The sequence below is a fragment of the Pseudoalteromonas sp. GutCa3 genome (assembly GCF_002836155.1).
GTDB classification, from domain to species: Bacteria; Pseudomonadota; Gammaproteobacteria; order Enterobacterales; family Alteromonadaceae; genus Pseudoalteromonas; species Pseudoalteromonas arctica.
Genome location: NZ_PJBK01000082.1, coordinates 1 through 21,187 on the forward strand (window position 1 = coordinate 1; position 21,187 = coordinate 21,187).

Genomic DNA, 21,187 nt, shown 5'->3' on the forward strand with positions numbered 1-21,187 from the left:
TTTGTTCACAAAGAGGTTTAGAAGGCGCTGCGCTTTAGAGAAGTAAAAATACATAATTACTATTGTTTTATGTCTTCTCATTTACTCCTATTTTACTTCTCTTTGTGCAATAAGTTTTTAAGTAATTTGTTCACAAAGAGGTTTAGAGGGCGCTGCGCTTTAGAGAAGTAAAAATACATAATTACTATTGTTTTATGTCTTCTCATTTACTTCTATTTTACTTCTCTTTGTGCAATAAGTTTTTAAGTGATTTATTCACAAAGAGGCTAAAAAGAAGCTCACGCTTCTCACGTGAGCAAGCTCGTTTACAATATATATTAAAGCGTTACCAATTTTGCATTTCGACTATGCGTGATTGTGTGCGTGCATATTCAAAGCTCAACTTTTTACCTTTATATAAATGTTCAATGTCAGTTTGCGCATTTATCACTAGCAATTTATGGCAATCGTAAAACTCATCTACTAAGGCAATAAAGCGCCGTGCTTCGTCGTCAAAGGTATGCTCATCAAGTGTTTGTTTTTCGCGTTGGTAGCTATCTTCTATACCGTGAACAATAACTTTACCCGTTGCTTTAACACCCATTTGCGGCACGTTCGATACATATAACACATCAAATTTGGTTGCCAAAAACATATAATCGTTAGCACTGCGTGGGCCTGAGCATAGCGCCATAAAATCAATCATCAAGGCGTTATCTGCTCTTAATAAATAAGGTAAATTGCGCCCATGCACACTAACTGTATTGCTGCATGTTACAGCCGGATACGAAGCTAAAAACTTACTTTCAAAATCGTGATTTGATAAATTAATAAAATAGTGACGACTGTTTTTACCATATCTAAAACGGTGATCGTCCTCCCCTGCCACGTTAATTATATGGCAATGGTTATTAATTAAATCGATAGTAGGTAAAAATCGCGCCCGTTGCAGGCCGTTGTAATAAAGCTGCTCTGGCTTTGCGTTCGATGTGGCCACCAGCACAACACCTTGTTCAAACAACGCATTGAACAATCTGGCCATAATCATGGCATCGCCAATGTCGCTCACAAAAAACTCGTCAAAACACAGTACTCGAATATTTTTAGCCCACTGTTTTGCAATTAGAATAAGTGGATTTTTTTGACCTTGTAGCTGCGAAAGTTGGGTATGCACTTGTGCTATAAAATGATGAAAATGCAGTCGCTGCTTTTGCTCAATAGGTAGGTTTTTATAAAATAAATCCATTAACATGGATTTACCGCGTCCTACGGGTCCATATAAATAAATGCCTTTTATTAAGGGCGCTTTTTGCCACCACGATGTGTGAGCTTGAAGTTGCTCGCTTAGCGTATTTAAAGCTTCCACTGCATTTTGCTGCGCAGCATCAAAACACAGTTCACCCGTGTCTATTTTTGCTTGGTAAAGGCTTAAAATTTGTGTGCTGTGCACTGTCATGGTATTTCACTATCGGCTATAATCGCGCCTATTGTAGCCGACTAAAAATGTGAACCAAAATGAAATTCCCTTGCCGCTTAGATAAATTTATTAGCCACTTAGCTGAAATACCGCGTACCCAAGCTCGCGCGAGTATTAAGCGAAAAGAAGTAAGCGTTAATGGCGAAGCAATCACATCACATAATTTTCAGCTAGCTCAGCAAGATGAAGTACTGTACCAAGGTACACCTTTGGTATTTTTAGGTAAGCGCTATTACATGCTAAATAAACCTGTTGGCTATGTATGTGCTAACAGTGACGAGCTACATAAAACTGTTTTTGACTTACTTGATGAGCCAAATATGAGCGACTTTCACGTAGCAGGTCGTCTTGATATAGACACCACAGGGTTAGTTATTATTACTAATGATGGCGATTGGTCACATAAAATTACGTCTCCTAAAAGCAATAAATTTAAAACCTACCTAGTCGAAACCCAAGAGCCCATTACCGATGAAGCACTTGAGCAATTACGAACAGGCGTCATGCTGCATAACGAAAAAGATTTAACCCGCCCAGCTATAGCAGAGAGACTTGCTAATTACGGCCTGCGTTTATCAATAAGTGAAGGAAAGTATCATCAAGTTAAGCGTATGCTTTACGCGGTAGATAACAAAGTAGTTGAGCTGCATCGCGAGCAGATTGCGGGAATTATCCTAGATGAAAACTTGGCCAGTGGTGAATATCGATTATTAACAGCGCAAGAAATTAAGCTATAAAAGTGCTTTAAAGGAGCTAAGGCTTGGATATACTAGGGCGTGTTGAACTTTGTGGATTGAAATTTGTTCAATCTAGGGGCGATTTAATCGCGGCGCGAGGTTTGTAACCTAGTGGGCTAAGTAAAAATCGAGCAACAAAGAGTTAATCGCCCCTAGAAAGAACCCAAAGGGCAGAGCATGTTTGGCATTTATGCTGCGTTATCGCCTAATTATGGGGAATAACCACACTACATAGGCTCTGCCTTGCCTAAAAACCAAACATACTACTGCAAATTCAACCACCAACGTTCAACACGCCCTAACTAAAACAATATAGCCAAACTTTTACTTGAGCCTGTTGGCCTGCTCTACTAAAATAGCGACCTTCAAAATTACTAAGGTCGGCCGTGTTAGTTAACTACAATCCCCCTATGAGTCCGTATTTAACAATACTTTTTCAGGATGACGACTTACTGATAGTTAATAAACCAAGTGAGTTATTAACTGTCCCAGGTAAAGATCCTAAACATGCCGACAGCTTAATTAATCGTGTTAATCGTGTTTTTCCAACAGCGAGAATAGTGCACCGCTTAGATATGGCAACTTCTGGCATACTGTGCCTTGCCATGAATAAAGCAGCGCACAGACATTTAAGTATGCAGTTTCAAGAGCGCGAAACAGCTAAACGTTACATAGCACGTGTATACGGACAACTTGAAGCTGAAACAGGATCAGTAGATTTACCCCTTATTTGTGATTGGCCTAATCGCCCAAAACAAATGGTTGATCACGACAGAGGTAAACCTTCGCTTACGCATTTCAAAATACTTGAGCGTGAAGAAAATGCAACCCGTGTAGAGCTAACCCCCATCACTGGTCGCTCGCATCAACTACGTGTGCATATGTTAAGCCTTGGTCATCCTATTTTAGGTGATAGACTTTACGCCCACAAAGAGGCACTTGCTGCCGCTCCTCGCTTACAATTACATGCACAAATGCTGCAATTAAAGCACCCTGTAACTGAGCAAGTACTTACTTTTGAAGCCGAATTAGAGTTTTAACAGGTTCAAAGTTACTAGCTAATTCGCTCTATCTATTAAACTTTTAGATAACCTTGCCGATACCTAACTAATTGTCATTAGTTAGGTGCGTTATGATATTTACACGGTTTTTAAAAGGCGCTTTTTATATACAGCTCAGCTGTGCGCTACTTTTAGCTAACCCTATCAGCGCGGCGGAACATATCGCCCCACCTAGCCTATCAAGTATTGAAAATAGCGACATTGAGCGACTACTTCCAAGCGATGAAATAAAGCCTATATTGGCGGGTGAAACAGAATTTTTAAGCCTTTACAGCGAGTATATGAGTAGTAATTTTAGAGGTATCGTAATACTTATACCCGATTGGCACTCTTCACCTACCAATAATTCAGGTATGAGCTACTTACGTAAAGAGCTTAATTATTTAGGCTACAGCACCTACGCAATGACAGTACCCGACATTGATTGGCAAGCAAGTAAAATGGCCGAAGCAATGCCCAGCGAAACCGAAGCTGCGCCGAGTAAAGCCGAGGAACCTGCATCACCCGATACAACAAACACACAACCACAGCCTGCAAAAATAAAAGAAGAACCTCATTACGTTAATGCAATTGAAAAAGTAACTGACGACATACTTGATAACTATAAAATAAATCTCATCTCTCGTTTTAATGCGCTGTATCAAACCGCTATGGAAGATTCGAGTAATATAGTGGTTATAGCACAAGGCACGAGTGCGGGTGTGTTGTTGGAGTACTATGCAGACTTTCCGGACGAGAGAGTTGAGGCATTTATCAGTTTAAGTAGTTACTTACCTAATACCAAGCGTAACGAAAGCTTGAGCCAAACAGCGTCACTTGTTACACCCGCCTTACTTGATATTTACTATGCTAATGACAGCACAGACATTTTAATGAGCCTTAAAAATCGTCAGCGCTGGGTTGACCGAAATGCAAAGTTTGATTACCGCCAACGTCAGTTGTTTGGCCTGCGCGATCAACCCGATCAACACGCACGCCTAACAAAAGAAATAGACGGCTTTTTACGCCGACTTTTTTAAATACTCATAAGCAGCTTGAATATCTTGGCTCTTTTTAACAGCTAGTTCCATCATGTGCTTTGGTAGGCCTTGCGACACTAACTTATCAGGGTGGTGTTGCGACATAAGTTTACGGTACGCTACTTTTATATCACGCTGCGTTGCATCGCTACTTAAGCCTAATAACGCCAATGCTTGCGCACGGTTCATATTATTATTTGGCGGTACATGGTGGCCAGAACCTTCACGGTAACTACTACTTTGACCTTGGTTTTGTTGCTGCTGATTAAAGCGCTGTTGTTGCTTTCTAAAGTTAAACTCAGCTTGGTAGCGCTTTAATACAAATGCAAAGTGTGTTTTAGAAATGCCTAGCTGTTTACTTACTTCTGCTAATAATTGCTTTTCTTGTTCGGCTAATACCCCGTCAGAAAACGCCATTTGAATTTGTATTTCTAAAAATAACTGTATTAGATCGTTTCGTTTAGCAAAGCGTTCTTTAAAATCGTGTACTGTTTCTTTAAGTGAAAAGTCGCTCTCTTTACCTGACTGAAATGCATGCTGTGCTTCACGGCGTTCTTCGCCCTTTAAGCCCATTTCATCCATAAACAAGTTAGCCGCTTTTATATGTACTTCGCTGACTCGACCGTTCGACTTGGCAATGTGCCCCATGACAGCAAAGCAACTTGAAAAGAATAAAGCTTGGCGCTCGTGAACATCGTCACCACTAAATAAGCTAGAAAAGCCGCCTGCTTTATCAAAGTTATTTTTTAAGCTTTTATCAAATAAATGACCTAGGTATAAACCTAAAATGGCACCAAATATTTTGCCAAACATAAAGCCAAAACAAAAACCGAGAATTTTTCCCCACATCTATAATACTGCCTTCTTAAAAATTGAGTTATTACGCCTCAAGGCGCGTGTTTAATTGGTTTAAACGCTCTGGTGTACCAATGTCATCCCACTGCCCTATATAGAGCTCAGTAGAGACTAAATGTTCATTTAGCTTTTCACGTAAAATAGGCCCTAAAGGGCGAATACCTTGCTTTAAGCCTTTAAAAAAATCAGCCTGATACCGGCCAATCCCTGAAAATGTATATTTTTGACTCTCGGCCGGCAAATGACTCAATGCAAAGTCGCCGTTCGGATTGTGTGGCGGGTTTTCTATAAGCACTATGTGCGCCTCACCGGGCTGTAAATGAAGTTGCATTAGCGCACTTACATCATAATCGGTGTATACATCGCCATTTACTACAATGAACGAGTCACCCAACAGCGTTAACGCTTCAATAATACCGCCGGCAGTTTCAAGGCCACCTTCAACTTCTTGGCTGTAAAGTATATTTACACCAAATTGACTGCCATCTTTAAAGTAGTCTTTTATTTTATCACCCTGCCACGCAAGGTTTATTACAATATCGGTAATGCCGGCAGCTTTAAGGTTATTTATATGGTGCTCAATAAGTGGTTTTTGTGCCACTTTTAACATTGGCTTTGGCATATTTTGCGTTAGCGGCATCATTCTTTGCCCGCGCCCTGCAGCTAAAATCATCGCTTTCATGAGCGCTCCTTTGCCAACTTTTCAGTCACTTTTGGCACTATGGTATTTTTTGTCCACTCACTCAATGCTTTAAGCTCTGGGTAATTTGCTGCTACTTCAATAATGTAATCAAGCGTCGGTAAAATATTATCTAAATAACCTGTTTTACCATCGCGTAAATACAATCGGCAAAATATACCCGCAGCTTTTAAGTGGCGCTGTAATCCGGTTAAATCAAACCAATATTTAAACTCATCAAATGAAGTATTAGCCAGTAAATTTTGAGCTGTAAATTCTTGATAAGCAAAATCAAGCAAGCTTGTTAACTCTTTTTGAGGCAGTTTAAAGTAGCAATCGCGTAGTAGCGATACTAAATCGTAGCAAAGCGGCCCGCGTACAGCATCTTGATAATCTATAATTGCCCACTGGCCGTTACTGTTCATAATATTACGGCTATGGTAATCGCGATGAACGGTAACAGTGGGTTGCTCAAGCATGGCCTTTATTAATAGCGCTGAACTTGTTTGCCACATTACGTTTTGTTCTGCGCTTAGTGGCTCATTAATAAAGTCACTCACTAACCACTGGCTAAATATATCAAGCTCTAGTGTTATAAAATCTTCGTTGTACGCTTGCATAGCAGGAGCTGCGGGCGTTTTTGCCCATTGAGCGCTTAAACTAATTAGTGCTTGATAGTGCTCGGTGCGGTTTGCATCATCAAGCATGTCAGCTAGGTGCGTACTCCCTAAATCACTAAGAACAAAAAAACCCTGTTTCTCATCACTTGCAATAATAGTGGGAAGTAAAAAACCTTGCTCAACAAACACCTGATTTAGCGAAATGTAAGGTTCGTTATTTACTTTTTTTGGATCTGAGTCCATCACTATTAAATGCTTATTATCGTGATTTAAACGGTAATAACGGCGAAAGCTAGCATCACCCGTGATCGCGTTTAAAGTATGCGACTTGGCATTAAGGTGTATGTTTATAAATTGTTGTAAATTCTCAAAGCGTGTCATTTTATAAGATATCTATTTTTCACTAAGTTAATTAGGTCAATTACTGTAATTGCCATTATTTTCCTTTATTATGTGTATATTATATTAAACACACAGTATTAAGGTCGATAAATGAGCAAAACCTGGGGCATATTGATGCTAAGCGTAGTTAGCGCACCATCGCTTGCCGAAACTGAACTGGCACACAACCTTTGTGGCATTTCAATGCAAACCAGAGCTTGGCAACCACTTAAAGGCCTTAACCTTGGTGAAGTTGATATTCAAGCTGACGATGTTGAGCTACTTGGCACTCAAAGCGCTGAATTTACCGGCAATGTTGATATTAACACCCTTAAGATGAGTTTGTCCGCACAAACTGCGTTGATAGACAAACAGCGTGGTTTATTAAATGCAACGGGGCCAATTACTTATCAAGATTACGTAAGTAAAGTAAACAGCACCGGATTAAATGCCGATTTAAATAATTCAGAAGTCAGTTTGTTAGGCGCCGACTACAGCCTAACCGAACAACAAGGTAAAGGCGGCGCTGAAAAGCTCACTGTTAATCAGTCTGGCCTATTACTCATGAATGCAAGCTTTACTACTTGCCCAAGTGACACCCCAGTATGGGAAATTGAAGCTGACGAAATAAACCTTTCACGCGAAGAAGGTTGGGGCGAAACATATAACGCCGTATTACGTATTCTCGATACACCGGTTTTATATTTACCTTATTTTACATTTCCGCTGGATGAACGCCGTAAATCGGGTTTACTTACCCCGACTATTTCAAGCTCTGATAAATACGGCCTTGAAACAATTACGCCGTACTATTTAAATATTGCACCTAATTTTGATGCCACTATTACGCCTCGTTATATGTCTAATAAAGGGCTGCAACTACAAACAGAATTTAGATACCTAACAGAGCAACACGAAGGCTTAGTAGGAATTGAATATTTAGATAGTGATGATTCTGAGCCAGATTTGAATGAACGCTATATGTTTCATTGGCAACAGCAAAGTTACCTAGGTGAAAACTGGCGCGCAAACGTTGATGTAACCAATGTAAGCGATGATAACTACATCACCGATTTAAGCTCAAATTACGCCAGTAAAACCGATACTCAGTTGTATCGTACCGGTTCACTTACTCATTTAGGTGAAACATGGCGCACCGATATTAAAGTACAAAATTTTGAAGTATTGGGCGATCACTTAGAGTCATACACTGCAATACCACAAATTAATTTTACGCAAACTGCGCCTTGGCGTTTTGATAATTTTGATTTTAGTGTGTCGGGCGAGATTAGCCATTTTACTAATGATTCATCAGAAGTGGCCATAGACAGCGCAACTCGTGTACACGTAGAGCCTAAAGCACGCTACAACTACGCAACGCATGCGTGGTCATTTTTATCTGAAGTGAGCCTATTGCAAACTAATTATAAGCAAAGCGGAAACTTAACAGGCACACAATACAGCGATACCGTATCGCGTACTATTCCTAAAGTACGTTTGTATTCTCAGCTTAATTTTGAGCGTGACGCATCTTACTTTTTTGAAGATGCTATACAAACGCTAGAGCCGCAAATTCAATATTTATATACACCTAATAAAGACCAGTCAGACATTGGCTTGTTTGATACAACCAAGTTACAAGACGATTATTATGGTTTATTTAGAGATGTGCGCTTTTCGGGTGTTGACCGCATAGCAGCAGCGAATCAGTTTACTTTAGGTGCGACAACGCGCCTATTTGATAAAAAACAAGAAGAAGTATTTAATTTTAGTGCCGGCCAAATATTTTATTTAAGTGACGATGCCAAGCCAACAGAGCAAGGCTTAAACTCAGACACTAATTATAATGCACTATTCGCAGCTCAAACCATGTTACATTGGCACCGCCGTTGGTACCTCGCTGGAGGTATTCAATACGATACAGATGGCAAGCAAATGGTACAGTCAAATGTAACACTTGATTATAAAGGTGATAATAATCAGCTAGTACAATTGAACCATCGCTATGCAAATGATGTCTCAGGAAATACAATCGAGCAAGCAGGTGTATTTACAAGTATTCCTATTAGCGACGAATGGCAATTTATTGCAAGCTATCATCGAGATCTTGAAAACAACAGAAGTATCGAAGTATTGAGCGGATTACAGTATGAATCATGCTGTTGGGCTATCCAAATTACTGGGCACCGCCAAATTGAAACAGATTTAAATCAATCAATAGGCCAAGAACAAGCAACTTTTGATTCAGGTATTAGTTTGAATTTTGTATTAAAAGGACTTGGCAGTAAAAGCCGTTATGATGCACAAAAATTATTACAACAAGGTATTTTTGGCTATCGTAGACCGTATTTTCTTAGTAACTAGTATCACAACAGTACTATCAGCAAGAGTAGTAAAAAGAATATGAATTTAAAAAAATTATTAACATCAGCAGTTTTAAGTGCCAGCCTTTGTCAAAGTGCAATGGCCGCACCAGTAGAAATAGATAAAGTTATTGGCGTTGTAAACCAAGGCGTAATTTTAAAAAGCGAAGTAGACACCATTATTAATCGTGTTAAAAAGCAAGCCGAAGAACAAAACCAGCAATTACCAAAAGATGAAACTCTTCGTGTACAAGCTGTTGAGCGTTTAGTTAATCAAGCCCTTATGATACAAATGGCTGAACGTATGGGGTTACAAATCTCAGACAGCCAACTCGATCAAACTCTTGCAAGCATGGCGCAAGAGCAAGGCGGTACAATTGCCGATTTACGCCGTACTATTGAAGGTTCGGGCGAAAGCTTTCAAGCTTACCGTGAAGAAATTCGTAAAGAAATTACAACGCAGCAAGTAACACGTGCAAGCGTCGATCGCCGTATTTATATTAGCGAACAAGAAGTTGATAACCTTTTAAAAATTATGGAAACCCAAGGTCAAAGTGCTGAAGAGTACGACATTGGTCATATTTTAATAGATATCCCTAACGATGCGAACGCTGACGAAATTGCTGGCGCAAAAACACGCGCAGATAAAGTTATTGAGCTATTAAACGATGGCCAAGAATTTAAGCGTATTGCTATTTCATCATCAAGCGGCTCTAAAGCACTTGAAGGTGGACAGCTTGGTTACATGGGCATTAACGAAATGCCATCGCTTTTTGCTGAAGCAGTAAAAGGCCAAAAGAAAGGCGCTATTGTTGGCCCTCTTCGCTCTGGTGCTGGTTTTCATATCATTAAAGTACAAGATGTTCGTGGTTTACAAGTTGTAGAAACAACAGAAGTGCGTTCACGCCATATACTAATTAAACCTTCAATTATTTTAAGTGAAGAAAAAGCACGCTCAATGCTTGCAGGCTTTGCAAAAGACTTACGCGCAGGCACTGCTGACTTTGGAAAGTTAGCTAAAGAGTACTCAGAAGATCCAGGCTCTGCACTTAAAGGTGGCGAGTACGATTGGACAGATCCAACTACCTACGTACCTGCGTTTAAAGATACATTGCTTTCTCTTAAGCAAGACGAAATAAGCGAACCGTTTAGAACACAGTTTGGTTGGCATATTGTGCAGTTACTTGGTAAACGTGTAGCTGATAAAACTGAGCTAGCTAAACGTAACCGTGCTCACGGTATGTTGTTTAACCGTAAATTTAAGGAAGAAAGCTTTAACTGGCAGCAAGAAATGCGCGAGCAAGCTCACGTTGAAATTTTCACAGCAGACCAATAAATATGACCCTAAGAATTGCTATTACACCGGGTGAACCCGCCGGTATTGGCCCAGATTTGCTACTCACGCTTGCTCAGCAAGCGTGGGATGTTCAGCTTATAGCGATTGCCGATGGCAAGCTATTAAAAGAGCGTGCAAAACATTTAGGCTTAACAATAAACTTAATTAAATTTGATGATAATGCCCCCGCCATCGCAGCACCTGCTGGCAGCTTGTATATTCATCAGGTTGATTTAGGGGTTGATGTAGAACTTGGCGTACTAAACGACGGTAACGGACAATACGTGTTAGATACCTTGCGTATAGCAAGCGAAAAAAACATGGATGGCACCTTCGATGCAGTCGTTACGGGCCCGGTTCACAAAGGCATAATTAACAAAGCAGGTATTTCGTTTAGTGGGCACACTGAGTATTTTGCGCAGCAATCAAATACTGCTGATGTAGTTATGATGCTTGCAACAGAGGGCTTACGCGTTGCACTTGTAACCACGCATATTCCACTTGCTTATGTATCGCGTGCCATTACACCTGAGCGTTTAACTAAAGTAGCGGGTATTTTAAATCACGACTTACAAACTAAGTTTGGTATAGAAAAACCACGTATTTTAGTGTGTGGTTTAAACCCGCATGCAGGTGAAGATGGCCATTTAGGTCGTGAAGAAATAGAAACAATCACGCCAACGCTTGAGATACTTAGAAGCGAAGGTATGAATTTAATTGGCCCACTACCGGCCGATACCTTATTTCAAGATAAATACCTATCTGAAGCAGATGCAGTGCTTGCTATGTATCACGATCAGGGATTACCTGTGCTAAAATACAAAGGATTTGGTAAATCGGTAAATATTACCCTTGGCTTACCATTTATCCGCACATCAGTTGACCACGGTACTGCACTCGATTTAGCAGGGACTGGTACAGCTGACGTTGGCAGTTTTGAATTAGCGATCCGCGAAGCAATTAAGCTCGCCCAAGAAAAAGCACAAAATCAATGACCGATAAAGTACATTTAGGACACCGCGCTCGTAAGCGTTTTGGGCAAAACTTTTTATTTGATGAATCTATTATCGATAAAATAGTCTCTGCGATCGATCCTAAACCAGAAGACAACCTAGTAGAAATTGGCCCAGGCCTTGGCGCAATTACTGAGCCAGTAGCCGAATTAAGCGGCCATTTAACGGTTGTTGAATTAGATAAAGATTTAGCGCAACGATTAATTGAACACCCATTTTTGGGTCCTAAATTAACCGTTAACCAAGGCGATGCAATGACGTTTGACTTTGCAAGTTTGGTTCGCGATGACAAAAAATTAAAAGTGTTTGGTAATCTACCTTACAATATTTCGACACCGTTATTGTTTCATCTTTTTGAATTTTCAGATCATATTGAGCACATGCACTTTATGCTTCAAAAAGAAGTAGTAAAACGCATGGTAGCAGGCCCAGGTAGTAAAACATTTGGCCGCTTAAGCGTAATGACTCAATACTACTGTAATGCAATGCCGGTTGTTGAAGTACCACCTGAGTGCTTTAAACCAGCGCCAAAAGTTGACTCTGCTGTTATACGTTTAATACCTAAAAAGCCAGAGCAACGTACAGCAAAAAGCGTTAAAATATTAAACACAGTGTGTTTAGAAGCCTTTAATCAACGCCGTAAAACACTGCGTAACAGTTTAGGTAATTTACTAACTGCTGAAGAGCTTACTAGCATTGGCATTGATATAACGCTGCGTGCTGAGCGCTTATCTTTACAACAATTTATTGATATAGCTAACTGGATTTATGACAACAAGCAGTAATATTGGATCGCCTGTAAAGGTGTCTGTAGAAACATTTTACGTAGAAGGTCAATCTCAACCTGAGCTTGAAAAATACGTATTTGCTTACTCAGTAACGATTAAAAACCATAGTTTATGTAGTGCAAAATTACTGAGCCGCTATTGGTTAATTACCGATGCAAATGGCAAAGAAGTGGTAGTAGAAGGTGAAGGCGTTGTTGGCGAAATGCCAGACATTGGCCCAGGCGAAAGCTATAAATACACCAGCGGTGCAATTTTAGATACACCTGTAGGCACAATGCAAGGCCATTACACGTTACGCAACGAATTTGGCTCTGAGTTTCAGGCGCCTATTAATGTGTTTCGTTTGGCTTGTCCTAATATTTTGCATTAAGCACTTAAATGGCAGATTATGCGATAGGTGATTTACAAGGGTGTTTTAGTGAATTTAACACCCTTTTGCAACGAGTTGATTTTAACCCAAGCAAAGATCACCTTTATTTAGTTGGCGACATAGTTGCCCGTGGGCCAGACTCCCTAGCCTGCTTAGACTATATTTACCAACATCAAAATAGCATGACCATCACTTTAGGCAATCACGACCTTCACATGGTTGCCTGCTACTTCCTTAACAAACCTACCAATCCAAAAGATAAACTAAACCCAATATTTGAAAGCCCAAAATTAGCGCGTTACATCGCCTTTTTACAAACCCAACCATTGGCCTTAGAGCTTATAAAACATAACTGTTTTATATCTCATGCCGGATTAAACCCCGACTGGTCTATTGAAAATGCGCTTAAACACGCGCAATTTGCACAAAGCTGTTATCAATCAAATAACGCTAAAGCGTTTTTTGAACACATGTATCAGCCTCACCCGGAGCAATGGTCAAGCAATCTTGATGACTTTGCAAAGTTTAGATACATAGTTAACTATTTTACCCGCATGCGCTTTTTAACAAGTGATAACAAACTCGAGCTTAATGCAAAGGGTGCAATAACCGATAGCCAAACATTAACACCGTGGTTTAACCATCCTAATATTGCTAAAATTAAACACGATATTATTTTTGGACACTGGGCAGCACTTGAAGGTAGGACAGGTAATCCACGGGTTCACGCCTTAGATACAGGCTGTGTATGGGGTAACACCATGACCCTAATGGAGCTAAGTACTAAAAAAGTAATTATCGAAAAATCCCATCTTTCGTCTAAATAAACTGAAAAAAAACAATACATCTGTTAGATTTATCAATTAATAGTTAAAATTAGTTAAAGTAATTGATTTTAATTACTTAACTTATTGGTACAAACGCCGATAAGTCTTAATTGAAGTACTTTTGAGTGGAAATCTTATGAACCTGACAGTAAGCCAGCGTATTTGGGGTGGTTTTATATTTATCACACTATTATTATTAATAATTGGTGGTAACTCCTTAATAAAAATTGCAAATATTGACCGTTCTACTCAAAAAGTGAACCAACTATCACTTCCAGCACTAAATAAAAGCTCAGAACTACAAGCCGAATTTATTTTAATGAGTAAAGCCGCTCAAGCGAGTTTTTACACTACCTCTGCAAATGAACTAGCCCCCATTAAAAAACAAGTTCTTGAGCAAAAGCAGTTATTCAATACCCTTCATCGCGAACTTCAAGACGTAGTAAAAAATGATGCAACGCTTAATCAAAGTAGCCAAAATGTAGAAAAAACCTACTTAAGCTTTTTAAGCACAGTTGAAAGCTTGCTAGAAGATAAAAGCAAACAGCTAGCATTAAACAAAACATTAAAAGCACAATTAGAAAATATAGAGCTAAGTGCAGAAGATGCCAATTCTGTTGTACTCGATATTATTGACATTGATGGCTTTGAGCAAAACCACCCTCGTGCTTATCAAGCTGCAAACAATTTAGAAAATAACTTTATGTCAGTGGTAAGTAACAGCACTGATATGCTAACTGTTAAAACACTTAATACACTCGATATTGTTAAAAACGAGCAAACCTATTACCTAGAAGAAGTTACACGTACCATTGCCTTAATTAAACCGGCTATTGAGCAAACTCACAGCGATTTATACTCAAGCTTAAAAGAAAATGTTGATACTTTAGAAAACAATATAAAAGGTAGTAGTGGTTTAGCTGCAAACAAAAAGCGTTTAATTGACTCTATTACGCTAACAGAGTCAGAGCTTGCACAGTCAGAGCAAGCCACCAAAATGGCACTTAACCAAATTGACGAGTTAGTTAATCAAGCAAGTGACGTTGCGTTTAAATTACAGCAAGGCGTGCGCAGCGACGTAGACTCAGCAAACTTATGGACGTGGGTTGGTATGATTATAGCCACTCTTTTAGCTGTAGCGATTGCTATTATTACTGTTAGCCGTATTACTAAACCACTTGCTGAAGTTAACCGAATTTTAGATATTGTTGCCAGTGGCGACATGACACAACGTTTAGACGACAGCGCTAAAGACGAATTTGGCGAACTATCTAAAAGTTGTAACACCTTAATTGATAACTTACGCAGCCTAATTAAAGGCATTATTTCGCGCTCAACTCAGCTAGCAGCAGCATCAGAACAAACATCTGCAATAACAGCGGAATCAAGCCAAGCAATTCGTAACCAACAAGCACAAGTTGAACAAGCCGCAACCGCAACAACCGAAATGAGCAGTACATCGCAAACGGTTAGCAACAGCGCTCAACAAGCACTTAGCGAAATTAAAAATGCTGATAAAGAAGCTGAGCGTGTTAAAGGTATTTCGAATAACAATAAAGCCACTATTGAGCAATTAGCACGTGAAGTAGACGACGCCTCTCAAGTAATTAATAAACTACATCAAGATAGCGCATCAATTGGCAGCATTTTAGATGTAATACGCGGCATAGCGGATCAAACTAACCTACTTGCACTAAATGCCGCAATTGAAGCTGCACGTGCTGGTGAATATGGCCGAGGCTTTGCGGTTGTAGCTGACGAAGTACGCTCTCTAGCGAGTAAAACTCAAGAGTCGACCCAAGAGATACAATCAATGATTGAGTCTCTACAAACAGGCGCTGAAGCCGCAGTAACGGCAATGAGTAAAGGTAAACAACGTGCGGTATCATGTGTTGAGCAAACCGACCTAGCAAGTAGCGCACTTGATTCAATTACATTTGCGGTTTCGCAAGCTCACGATGTAAGTGAAGAAATTTCGACCGCCGCACTTGAGCAACAACAAGTAGCACAAGAAATTAGCGAACGCCTTGAGTCGATTGTAGCCATAGCAGAGCAAACAGCCGAAGGCGCAAACCAAACCAACATTTCAAGTTCAGAAGTAGCAAAACTTGCCGAAGAACTACGCTTGTCGGTAGACGAATTTAAAGTTTAGGTTTACTAAAACGATTAAAAAACCCCGATGGTACTATGTACCATCGGGGTTTTTATTTATCAGGACTTTAAAAGTGAGATGTAAAACTTTGCCTACAACATACACACACCCTATCGATGCGAATTTACTACGCGCTTATCTAACTTAACTTTATAAAAAGCGAGGTATAAAACCTCACCTACAATACACACCCCCTATCGATGCGAATTTACTTCGCGCTCATCTAACTTAACTTTACCAAAGCGAGGTGTAAAACCTCACCTATAATATATGCCACCTGTAGGTGCGAATTTACTTCACGCTCATGCAATACAACTTCACCAAATCGAGTTGTAAAACCTCACCTACAATATATGCACCCTGTAGGTGCGAATTTACTTCGCGCTCATCTAACTTAACTTTATAAAAAGCGAGGTGTAAAACCTCACCTACAATATATGCACCCTGTAGATGCGAATTTACTTCGCGCTCTCTTATTTTGAAATATCTGCTACCTTTAATAAAAGTACTGAAGGCATGTAAAAATGTATCGTTCAGATTTATTACGAAAAGGCAGAGTATCATTAACAAATCGATTTTACTCAATCACACTAGTGGCGCACAAAAGAGAAAACATATTTATTTCTATGGATATTAATCGTTTGATAATCACAGAAATGAAAAAGATAGAAACGCAAGAAGCAGCTAAAACAATAGCATTTGTAATTATGCCAAATCATATACATTGGCTAATTCAATTAGGAAATAAAAAAACGCTGTCCGATGTAATTAAGTTATTTAAAGGCCGTTGTTCTAAAGTAACCCGTGACGATTTAGGTATGTATAAATTATGGCAACGTAACTACTATGATCACATGATTAAAAATGAAAACGATTTACTGAACAATGCTAGATATATTATTGCTAATCCTTTGCGGGCTAAAATTGTCGATAAAATTGCTTCATACCCTTACTGGGATTGTATTTATATAAAATAAAAAGCGAGGTATAAAACCTCACCTACGATATATGTACCCTGTAGGTGCGAATTTACTTCGCGCTCATCTAACTTAACTTTATCAAAAGCGAGGTATAAAACCTCACCTACAACATATGCTTCCTGTAGGTGCGAATTTACTTCGCGCTCATCTAACTTAACTTTACCAAAGCGAGGTATAAAACCTCACCTACGATATATGTACCCTGTAGGTGCGAATTTACTTCGCGCTCATCTAACTTAATTTTACCAAAGCGAGGTATAAAACCTCACCTACAATATATGTACCCTGTAGGTGCGAATTTACTTCGCGCTCATCTAACTTAACTTTACCAAAGCGAGGTATAAAACCTCACCTACGATATATGTACTCTGTAGGTGCGAATTTACTTCGCGCTTATGTAACTTAACTTTACCGAAGCGAGGTATAAAACCTCACCTACAACTTATATACACCAATTACTAACCACTAATATATCGCTTTTTTCTTCCTTACTTAGGCGTTTATTGCTAACCTCGCGTTAACGTTTTTACTTAAACAAATTTTTGCTAACGGAATAATTATGCTCAAAAAAATATCACTGTTTATCGGGATGGCAATCAGTGCAAATGCTGTTGCTAAAGGTGGCGTATCACCTTATTTACCTTTAAATCAAGCCCCAGAACTTGAGCACCAAGTACAACGACTTTTAGCCGTAAGTAAAAACACACATATTATGAGCAAGCCTTATAAAGCGCACGATATTTATAGAGTGCTGCAAACAGTAAGGCATACTTACCCAGAACTATATCAAACACTTTCGTACCAACTTAGCCCTTATATTCAAAGTGATGCGGGTACATTTGCAAAAGTAACGCTTGCTGCTGGCACAAAAGATAAAACACTGCCTAACCAACGCGGCCAAACCACTAAAACCAACTTAATTGTTGAAGGTGGCGCTTACGCTAACTTCGGGCGTTATTTTGGTGTAAGTGTTGCAGGCATAGCCAACGAAGACGAAATATTACCTACACAAAGTTTTTTTTACCTAGGTAATAAATACGCGCAGTTAGATGTAGGTTACCGTGAGCATTGGTACTCGCCTTTTAACGACAGTGCCATGCTATTAAGCACACATGCTAAAACAACGCCTTCTATAACGCTTAGTAATGTAGAGCCAATAACCAGCTTTAATATTCGTTATGATATGTTTATTAGCAAAATGACAGAGCAAAGCGGAATTTTAAAAACAAGTAAAAGGGCTGATATTACCAAGGTTTTTGAACCAGGAAAACCGTACTTATTTGGTTTACACATTAGCTTTGCAGCAACCGATAATTTAACAATAGGCTTAAGCCGCTTAATGCAATTTGGTGGTGGACCACGAAATGTAACCTTAAAAGATTTTACTGAAGGTTTTTTCAGCCCAGGGACCAAAGATAATGTTTCAAGTACAGACGCTAGAGATCTAGACGATGGATATGAGTTAGGTGATCAAATTGGTTCTGCAGCATTTTCTTACAATAATGATATTTTAAATATTCCTTATGAGATATATGGTGAAGCAGCTCTAGAGGACACATTAGGTGGAGGATCCCGTAATAATGCGTATAGCTTTGGTATTTATTTACCTTTTATTGCTAACAACCACAGTTTACGATTCGAGCATAGTAATTGGCAAGGCGGGTGGTACAAAAACGATATATACCTTGACGGGAATAGAAATTCAGGCAATGTATTTGGCCACTGGGCGGGAGATGAGCATGACTACACCGACTATACTCCGGCTAAATCAATGAGTGCAAACTGGCATTGGCAATTAAGTAAAATAGAAAGCTTAAATACCACCATTCGCATGCTTGAAAATAAACGTGATGGTTATAAAACAAGTTATGAACTGCAAACAACGTACACACGCAAGTTGAGTAAACCAATAATGGGCGCTAAAAGTTGGGGAGCTGAGCTGTATCAAGGAAAGGATGTATACGGGGAAACGTTTGCTAGGTTAGGTGTATTTGCTAATTTTTAACACCCTGTAGGTGCGAATTACTTCGCACTCATCTAACGTTACCAAAAGCGAGGTATAAAACCTCACCTACAATATATACCCTGTAGGTGCGAATTTATTTCGCGCTAATGTAATGTAACTTTACTAAAGCGAGGTATAAAACCTCACCTACAATAGTACCCCCTGTAGGTGCGAATTTACTTCGCGCTAATGTAATTTAACTTTACCAAAGCGAGGTGTAAAACCTCACCTACAATACACACCCTGTAGGTGCGAATTTACTTCGCGCTGATCTAACTTAACTTTACCAAAGCGAGGTATAAAACCTCACCTACAATATATGCCACCCTGTAGGTGCGAATTTACTTTGCGCTCATCTAACTTAACTTTACCAAAGCGAGGCATGAAACCTCACCTAGGGAATATAAATTAACTATGTTATTAATTTTTACCATTAACAAAGGTATTTATATACTGAGTGAAATTTTTACCTAGCTTTTCATCTCGCATTGAATATTCAACAATTGCCTTTAAATAACCTAACTTATCGCCACAATCGTGCGAAGCGCCACTCATATGGAATGCTTCAACCGTTTCTTGTGTCATTAACGCATCAATAGCATCGGTTAATTGAATTTCGTCACCAGCGCCTACAGGCGTTTTAGCAAGTAATGGCCAAATATTTTTACTAAGTACATAGCGACCAACAACAGCAAGATTTGAAGGTGCCACATCTGCAGCCGGTTTTTCAACCATTGTTTTAATTGCTGCACTCATACCTGGAGCAAGTTGCACACCATTAATATCGGCAATACCGTATTTACTTACATCCTCCTGCGCTACAGGCTCAAGCATAATCTGGCTTGCTTGTGTTTCGCTAAAGCGCTTAATCATCGCAGCTAAGTTTTCAGTTTTTTGATCTGCTGTATATGCATCAAGTATTACATCTGGAAGTAACACTACAAAATCGTTATCACCTACAATGGGTTTGGCGCATAAAATTGCATGGCCTAAACCTTTCGCCTCACCTTGGCGTACACTCATAACGGTTACGTCTGGCGGGCAAATTGAACGGACTTCATCAAGCAGCGCACGTTTTACTCGTTTTTCGAGTGTGGCTTCTAGCTCGTAGCTTGTATCAAAGTGATTTTCAATTGCATTTTTAGAACTATGCGTTACTAAAACAATATCTTTTATGCCAGCAGCAACACATTCACTAACAATATATTGAATAAGTGGCTTGTCTACAATTGGCAGCATTTCTTTAGGAATTGCTTTAGTCATAGGTAGCATACGTGTACCAAGGCCTGCAACAGGAATAACGGCTTTCATGGGTAGTCCTTTATTTGTAAATTAATAATGTTTGAAGTTAGTAGGTTAAAAGTAGGTGGGTGGTAAATAAAAAGTAACTTTCAGCTCATCAATGGTTTAATGTGTTTAGGTTAACTAATCTAAGCACATTAAAAAACACTGCCTTAAATTTAAAACAGTGTTTTTAAATGACTTGAAAATTGTAACCTTTATTTATAAAAGTCTTTATACCACTTAATAAGCTCACTTACGCCTTGCTTAACCCCAACCTGCGCTTTATAGCCTGTTGCATTAAATAAATCTGTAGTATCAGCATAAGTTTTATAAACATCGCCAGCTTGCATTTCACGGAAGTTCTTTTTAGCTTCAGTACCTAGTTCAGCTTCAATGGCTTCAATAAACTTCATTAAGTTTATTGGGCTACCGTGGCCAATATTATAAACCGCATACGGAGCAGAGCTAGAAGCAGGCGAACGTGTTTCAACTCTCCAATCAGGGTTTGCAACTGGTATAACATCAGCAGCACGAACAACACCTTCGACTATGTCATCTATGTAAGTAAAGTCACGCCACATATCGCCATTGTTGTTTATATCAATAGTGTCGCCGGCAAGTATTTTTTTAGTAAAAATATACGGTGCCATATCAGGGCGACCCCATGGGCCATAAACGGTAAAAAAGCGTAAACCTGTTGTAGGTAAGCTATATAAATGAGAATAACTATGCGCCATTAGCTCATTCGCTTTTTTAGTCGCAGCATAAAACGACACTGGGTGGTCAACACTGTCGGTTGTTTCAAACGGTGTTTTTTCGTTTAAACCATATACAGAGCTAGATGAAGCATAAACCAAGTGCTTAACTTTATTATTACGACACCCTTCAAGCACATTTAAGTGCCCTACTAAATTAGAGTCTGCATAAGCATCAGGGTTTTCTATTGAATACCTGACACCGGCTTGCGCTGCCAAATGTATTACTTTATCAAACTGCTGTGCTTTAAATAATTCGCTCATTGCTGGGCGTTCACTTATATCAAGCTTAATAAATGTAAACGCTTCATGGCTTTCAAACTGCGCTAAACGAGCTAGCTTTAAATTTACATCGTAATAGTCGTTAAGGTTATCAATACCAACTACAATATGGCCAGCCGCTAACAATTTTTGGCATGTTGCCGCACCAATAAAACCAGCAGCACCCGTTACTAAATATTTCATAAACACCTTAATTCCGAAATTTTAAGCCGCATTTATTTCAC

Annotated in this window: 18 protein-coding genes; 12 read left to right on the forward strand and 6 right to left on the reverse strand. The window is 39.4% G+C overall.

Features of this window, described 5'->3' with window-relative positions; all coding sequences use genetic code 11:
- Window positions 1–325: 325 nt before the first annotated feature.
- Window positions 326–1,435: a cell division protein ZapE gene (gene zapE, locus CXF64_RS15225; RefSeq protein WP_101217424.1), complete on the reverse strand. Its 1,110-nt coding sequence runs from the start codon at window positions 1,433–1,435 to the stop codon at window positions 326–328.
- A 59-nt stretch (window positions 1,436–1,494) separates the two neighbouring features.
- Between zapE and rsuA the strand changes: the two genes are divergently transcribed.
- The 3 genes from rsuA to CXF64_RS15240 all read left to right on the forward strand — a co-directional run bounded on the left by rsuA (window position 1,495) and on the right by CXF64_RS15240 (window position 4,273).
- Window positions 1,495–2,193: a 16S rRNA pseudouridine(516) synthase RsuA gene (gene rsuA, locus CXF64_RS15230; RefSeq protein WP_101217425.1), complete on the forward strand. Its 699-nt coding sequence runs from the start codon at window positions 1,495–1,497 to the stop codon at window positions 2,191–2,193.
- Window positions 2,194–2,579: 386 nt separating this feature from the next.
- Complete coding sequence (gene rluA, locus CXF64_RS15235) at window positions 2,580–3,233, forward strand: bifunctional tRNA pseudouridine(32) synthase/23S rRNA pseudouridine(746) synthase RluA (RefSeq protein WP_024589793.1); 654 nt, start codon at window positions 2,580–2,582, stop codon at window positions 3,231–3,233.
- Between the two features lie 92 nt (window positions 3,234–3,325).
- Window positions 3,326–4,273: a DUF3530 family protein gene (locus CXF64_RS15240; protein WP_101217426.1), complete on the forward strand. Its 948-nt coding sequence runs from the start codon at window positions 3,326–3,328 to the stop codon at window positions 4,271–4,273.
- Here CXF64_RS15240 and djlA read toward each other — a convergent pair.
- Genes djlA through CXF64_RS15255 form a run of 3 tightly spaced genes read right to left on the reverse strand, consistent with a single transcriptional unit; the run spans window position 4,256 to window position 6,808 of the window.
- Complete coding sequence (djlA, locus tag CXF64_RS15245) at window positions 4,256–5,122, reverse strand: co-chaperone DjlA (protein ID WP_007585079.1); 867 nt, start codon at window positions 5,120–5,122, stop codon at window positions 4,256–4,258. The two genes, CXF64_RS15240 and djlA, sit on opposite strands and share 18 nt — an antisense overlap.
- Before the next feature lie 31 nt (window positions 5,123–5,153).
- Window positions 5,154–5,810: an N-acetylmuramate alpha-1-phosphate uridylyltransferase MurU gene (gene murU, locus CXF64_RS15250; RefSeq protein ID WP_101217427.1), complete on the reverse strand. Its 657-nt coding sequence runs from the start codon at window positions 5,808–5,810 to the stop codon at window positions 5,154–5,156.
- A complete protein-coding gene (locus CXF64_RS15255; RefSeq protein ID WP_101217428.1) occupies window positions 5,807–6,808 on the reverse strand; it encodes an aminoglycoside phosphotransferase family protein in 1,002 nt (333 codons plus the stop codon). Before CXF64_RS15255 ends, murU begins: the two co-directional genes overlap by 4 nt.
- Window positions 6,809–6,919: 111 nt before the next feature.
- On the opposite strand from CXF64_RS15255, the gene lptD reads away from it, so the two are divergent.
- From lptD to CXF64_RS15305, 9 genes are all read left to right on the forward strand, one after another.
- Window positions 6,920–9,172, forward strand: a complete 2,253-nt coding sequence (lptD, locus tag CXF64_RS15260) for an LPS assembly protein LptD (RefSeq protein WP_101217429.1) — start codon at window positions 6,920–6,922, stop codon at window positions 9,170–9,172.
- A 39-nt stretch (window positions 9,173–9,211) separates the two neighbouring features.
- Window positions 9,212–10,507, forward strand: a complete 1,296-nt coding sequence (gene surA, locus CXF64_RS15265) for a peptidylprolyl isomerase SurA (RefSeq protein ID WP_007585086.1) — start codon at window positions 9,212–9,214, stop codon at window positions 10,505–10,507.
- A gap of 2 nt (window positions 10,508–10,509) precedes the next feature.
- Window positions 10,510–11,502, forward strand: a complete 993-nt coding sequence (gene pdxA / locus CXF64_RS15270; protein WP_007585088.1) for a 4-hydroxythreonine-4-phosphate dehydrogenase PdxA — start codon at window positions 10,510–10,512, stop codon at window positions 11,500–11,502.
- A complete protein-coding gene (gene rsmA / locus CXF64_RS15275) occupies window positions 11,499–12,305 on the forward strand; it encodes a 16S rRNA (adenine(1518)-N(6)/adenine(1519)-N(6))-dimethyltransferase RsmA (protein WP_007585090.1) in 807 nt (268 codons plus the stop codon). The genes pdxA and rsmA overlap by 4 nt, the downstream gene beginning before the upstream one ends.
- Window positions 12,289–12,678: a Co2+/Mg2+ efflux protein ApaG gene (gene apaG, locus CXF64_RS15280; protein ID WP_007585091.1), complete on the forward strand. Its 390-nt coding sequence runs from the start codon at window positions 12,289–12,291 to the stop codon at window positions 12,676–12,678. The genes rsmA and apaG overlap by 17 nt, the downstream gene beginning before the upstream one ends.
- An 8-nt stretch (window positions 12,679–12,686) precedes the next feature.
- Window positions 12,687–13,505, forward strand: coding sequence for a symmetrical bis(5'-nucleosyl)-tetraphosphatase (locus CXF64_RS15285; protein WP_101217430.1), 819 nt, complete (start codon window positions 12,687–12,689; stop codon window positions 13,503–13,505).
- Between the two features lie 136 nt (window positions 13,506–13,641).
- The gene (locus CXF64_RS15290; RefSeq protein ID WP_101163650.1) at window positions 13,642–15,657 is read left to right on the forward strand and encodes a methyl-accepting chemotaxis protein; all 2,016 of its coding nucleotides are present in this window, start codon (window positions 13,642–13,644) and stop codon (window positions 15,655–15,657) included.
- 524 nt (window positions 15,658–16,181) lie between these two features.
- Window positions 16,182–16,634, forward strand: a complete 453-nt coding sequence (locus CXF64_RS15300) for an REP-associated tyrosine transposase (protein ID WP_076923743.1) — start codon at window positions 16,182–16,184, stop codon at window positions 16,632–16,634.
- A gap of 562 nt (window positions 16,635–17,196) precedes the next feature.
- Window positions 17,197–18,642 (forward strand): capsule assembly Wzi family protein, encoded by a 1,446-nt coding sequence (locus CXF64_RS15305; RefSeq protein ID WP_101217432.1) that lies wholly within the window; start codon window positions 17,197–17,199, stop codon window positions 18,640–18,642.
- 420 nt (window positions 18,643–19,062) lie between these two features.
- On the opposite strand, the gene galU is transcribed toward CXF64_RS15305, so the two are convergent.
- Complete coding sequence (gene galU, locus CXF64_RS15310) at window positions 19,063–19,953, reverse strand: UTP--glucose-1-phosphate uridylyltransferase GalU (protein ID WP_101217433.1); 891 nt, start codon at window positions 19,951–19,953, stop codon at window positions 19,063–19,065.
- 188 nt (window positions 19,954–20,141) lie between these two features.
- Entirely contained in the window at window positions 20,142–21,146 is a 1,005-nt protein-coding gene (locus tag CXF64_RS15315) for an NAD-dependent epimerase (protein ID WP_101217434.1), read from the reverse strand.
- Window positions 21,147–21,187 lie beyond the last annotated feature (41 nt).

Bases quoted from the DNA above. Each gene is read 5' to 3' on its own strand.
- galU (WP_101217433.1), bottom strand. From the start codon at position 19,953: ATGAAAGCCGTTATTCCTGTTGCAGGCCTTGGTACACGTATGCTACCT.
- lptD (WP_101217429.1), top strand. From the start codon at position 6,920: ATGAGCAAAACCTGGGGCATATTGATGCTAAGCGTAGTTAGCGCACCA.
- pdxA (WP_007585088.1), top strand. From the start codon at position 10,510: ATGACCCTAAGAATTGCTATTACACCGGGTGAACCCGCCGGTATTGGC.
- rsmA (WP_007585090.1), top strand. From the start codon at position 11,499: ATGACCGATAAAGTACATTTAGGACACCGCGCTCGTAAGCGTTTTGGG.
- CXF64_RS15300 (WP_076923743.1), top strand. From the start codon at position 16,182: ATGTATCGTTCAGATTTATTACGAAAAGGCAGAGTATCATTAACAAAT.
- CXF64_RS15290 (WP_101163650.1), top strand. From the start codon at position 13,642: ATGAACCTGACAGTAAGCCAGCGTATTTGGGGTGGTTTTATATTTATC.
- surA (WP_007585086.1), top strand. From the start codon at position 9,212: ATGAATTTAAAAAAATTATTAACATCAGCAGTTTTAAGTGCCAGCCTT.
- CXF64_RS15315 (WP_101217434.1), bottom strand. From the start codon at position 21,146: ATGAAATATTTAGTAACGGGTGCTGCTGGTTTTATTGGTGCGGCAACA.
- zapE (WP_101217424.1), bottom strand. From the start codon at position 1,435: ATGACAGTGCACAGCACACAAATTTTAAGCCTTTACCAAGCAAAAATA.
- djlA (WP_007585079.1), bottom strand. From the start codon at position 5,122: ATGTGGGGAAAAATTCTCGGTTTTTGTTTTGGCTTTATGTTTGGCAAA.
- CXF64_RS15285 (WP_101217430.1), top strand. From the start codon at position 12,687: ATGGCAGATTATGCGATAGGTGATTTACAAGGGTGTTTTAGTGAATTT.
- apaG (WP_007585091.1), top strand. From the start codon at position 12,289: ATGACAACAAGCAGTAATATTGGATCGCCTGTAAAGGTGTCTGTAGAA.
- CXF64_RS15240 (WP_101217426.1), top strand. From the start codon at position 3,326: ATGATATTTACACGGTTTTTAAAAGGCGCTTTTTATATACAGCTCAGC.
- CXF64_RS15305 (WP_101217432.1), top strand. From the start codon at position 17,197: ATGCTCAAAAAAATATCACTGTTTATCGGGATGGCAATCAGTGCAAAT.
- rsuA (WP_101217425.1), top strand. From the start codon at position 1,495: ATGAAATTCCCTTGCCGCTTAGATAAATTTATTAGCCACTTAGCTGAA.
- murU (WP_101217427.1), bottom strand. From the start codon at position 5,810: ATGAAAGCGATGATTTTAGCTGCAGGGCGCGGGCAAAGAATGATGCCG.
- CXF64_RS15255 (WP_101217428.1), bottom strand. From the start codon at position 6,808: ATGACACGCTTTGAGAATTTACAACAATTTATAAACATACACCTTAAT.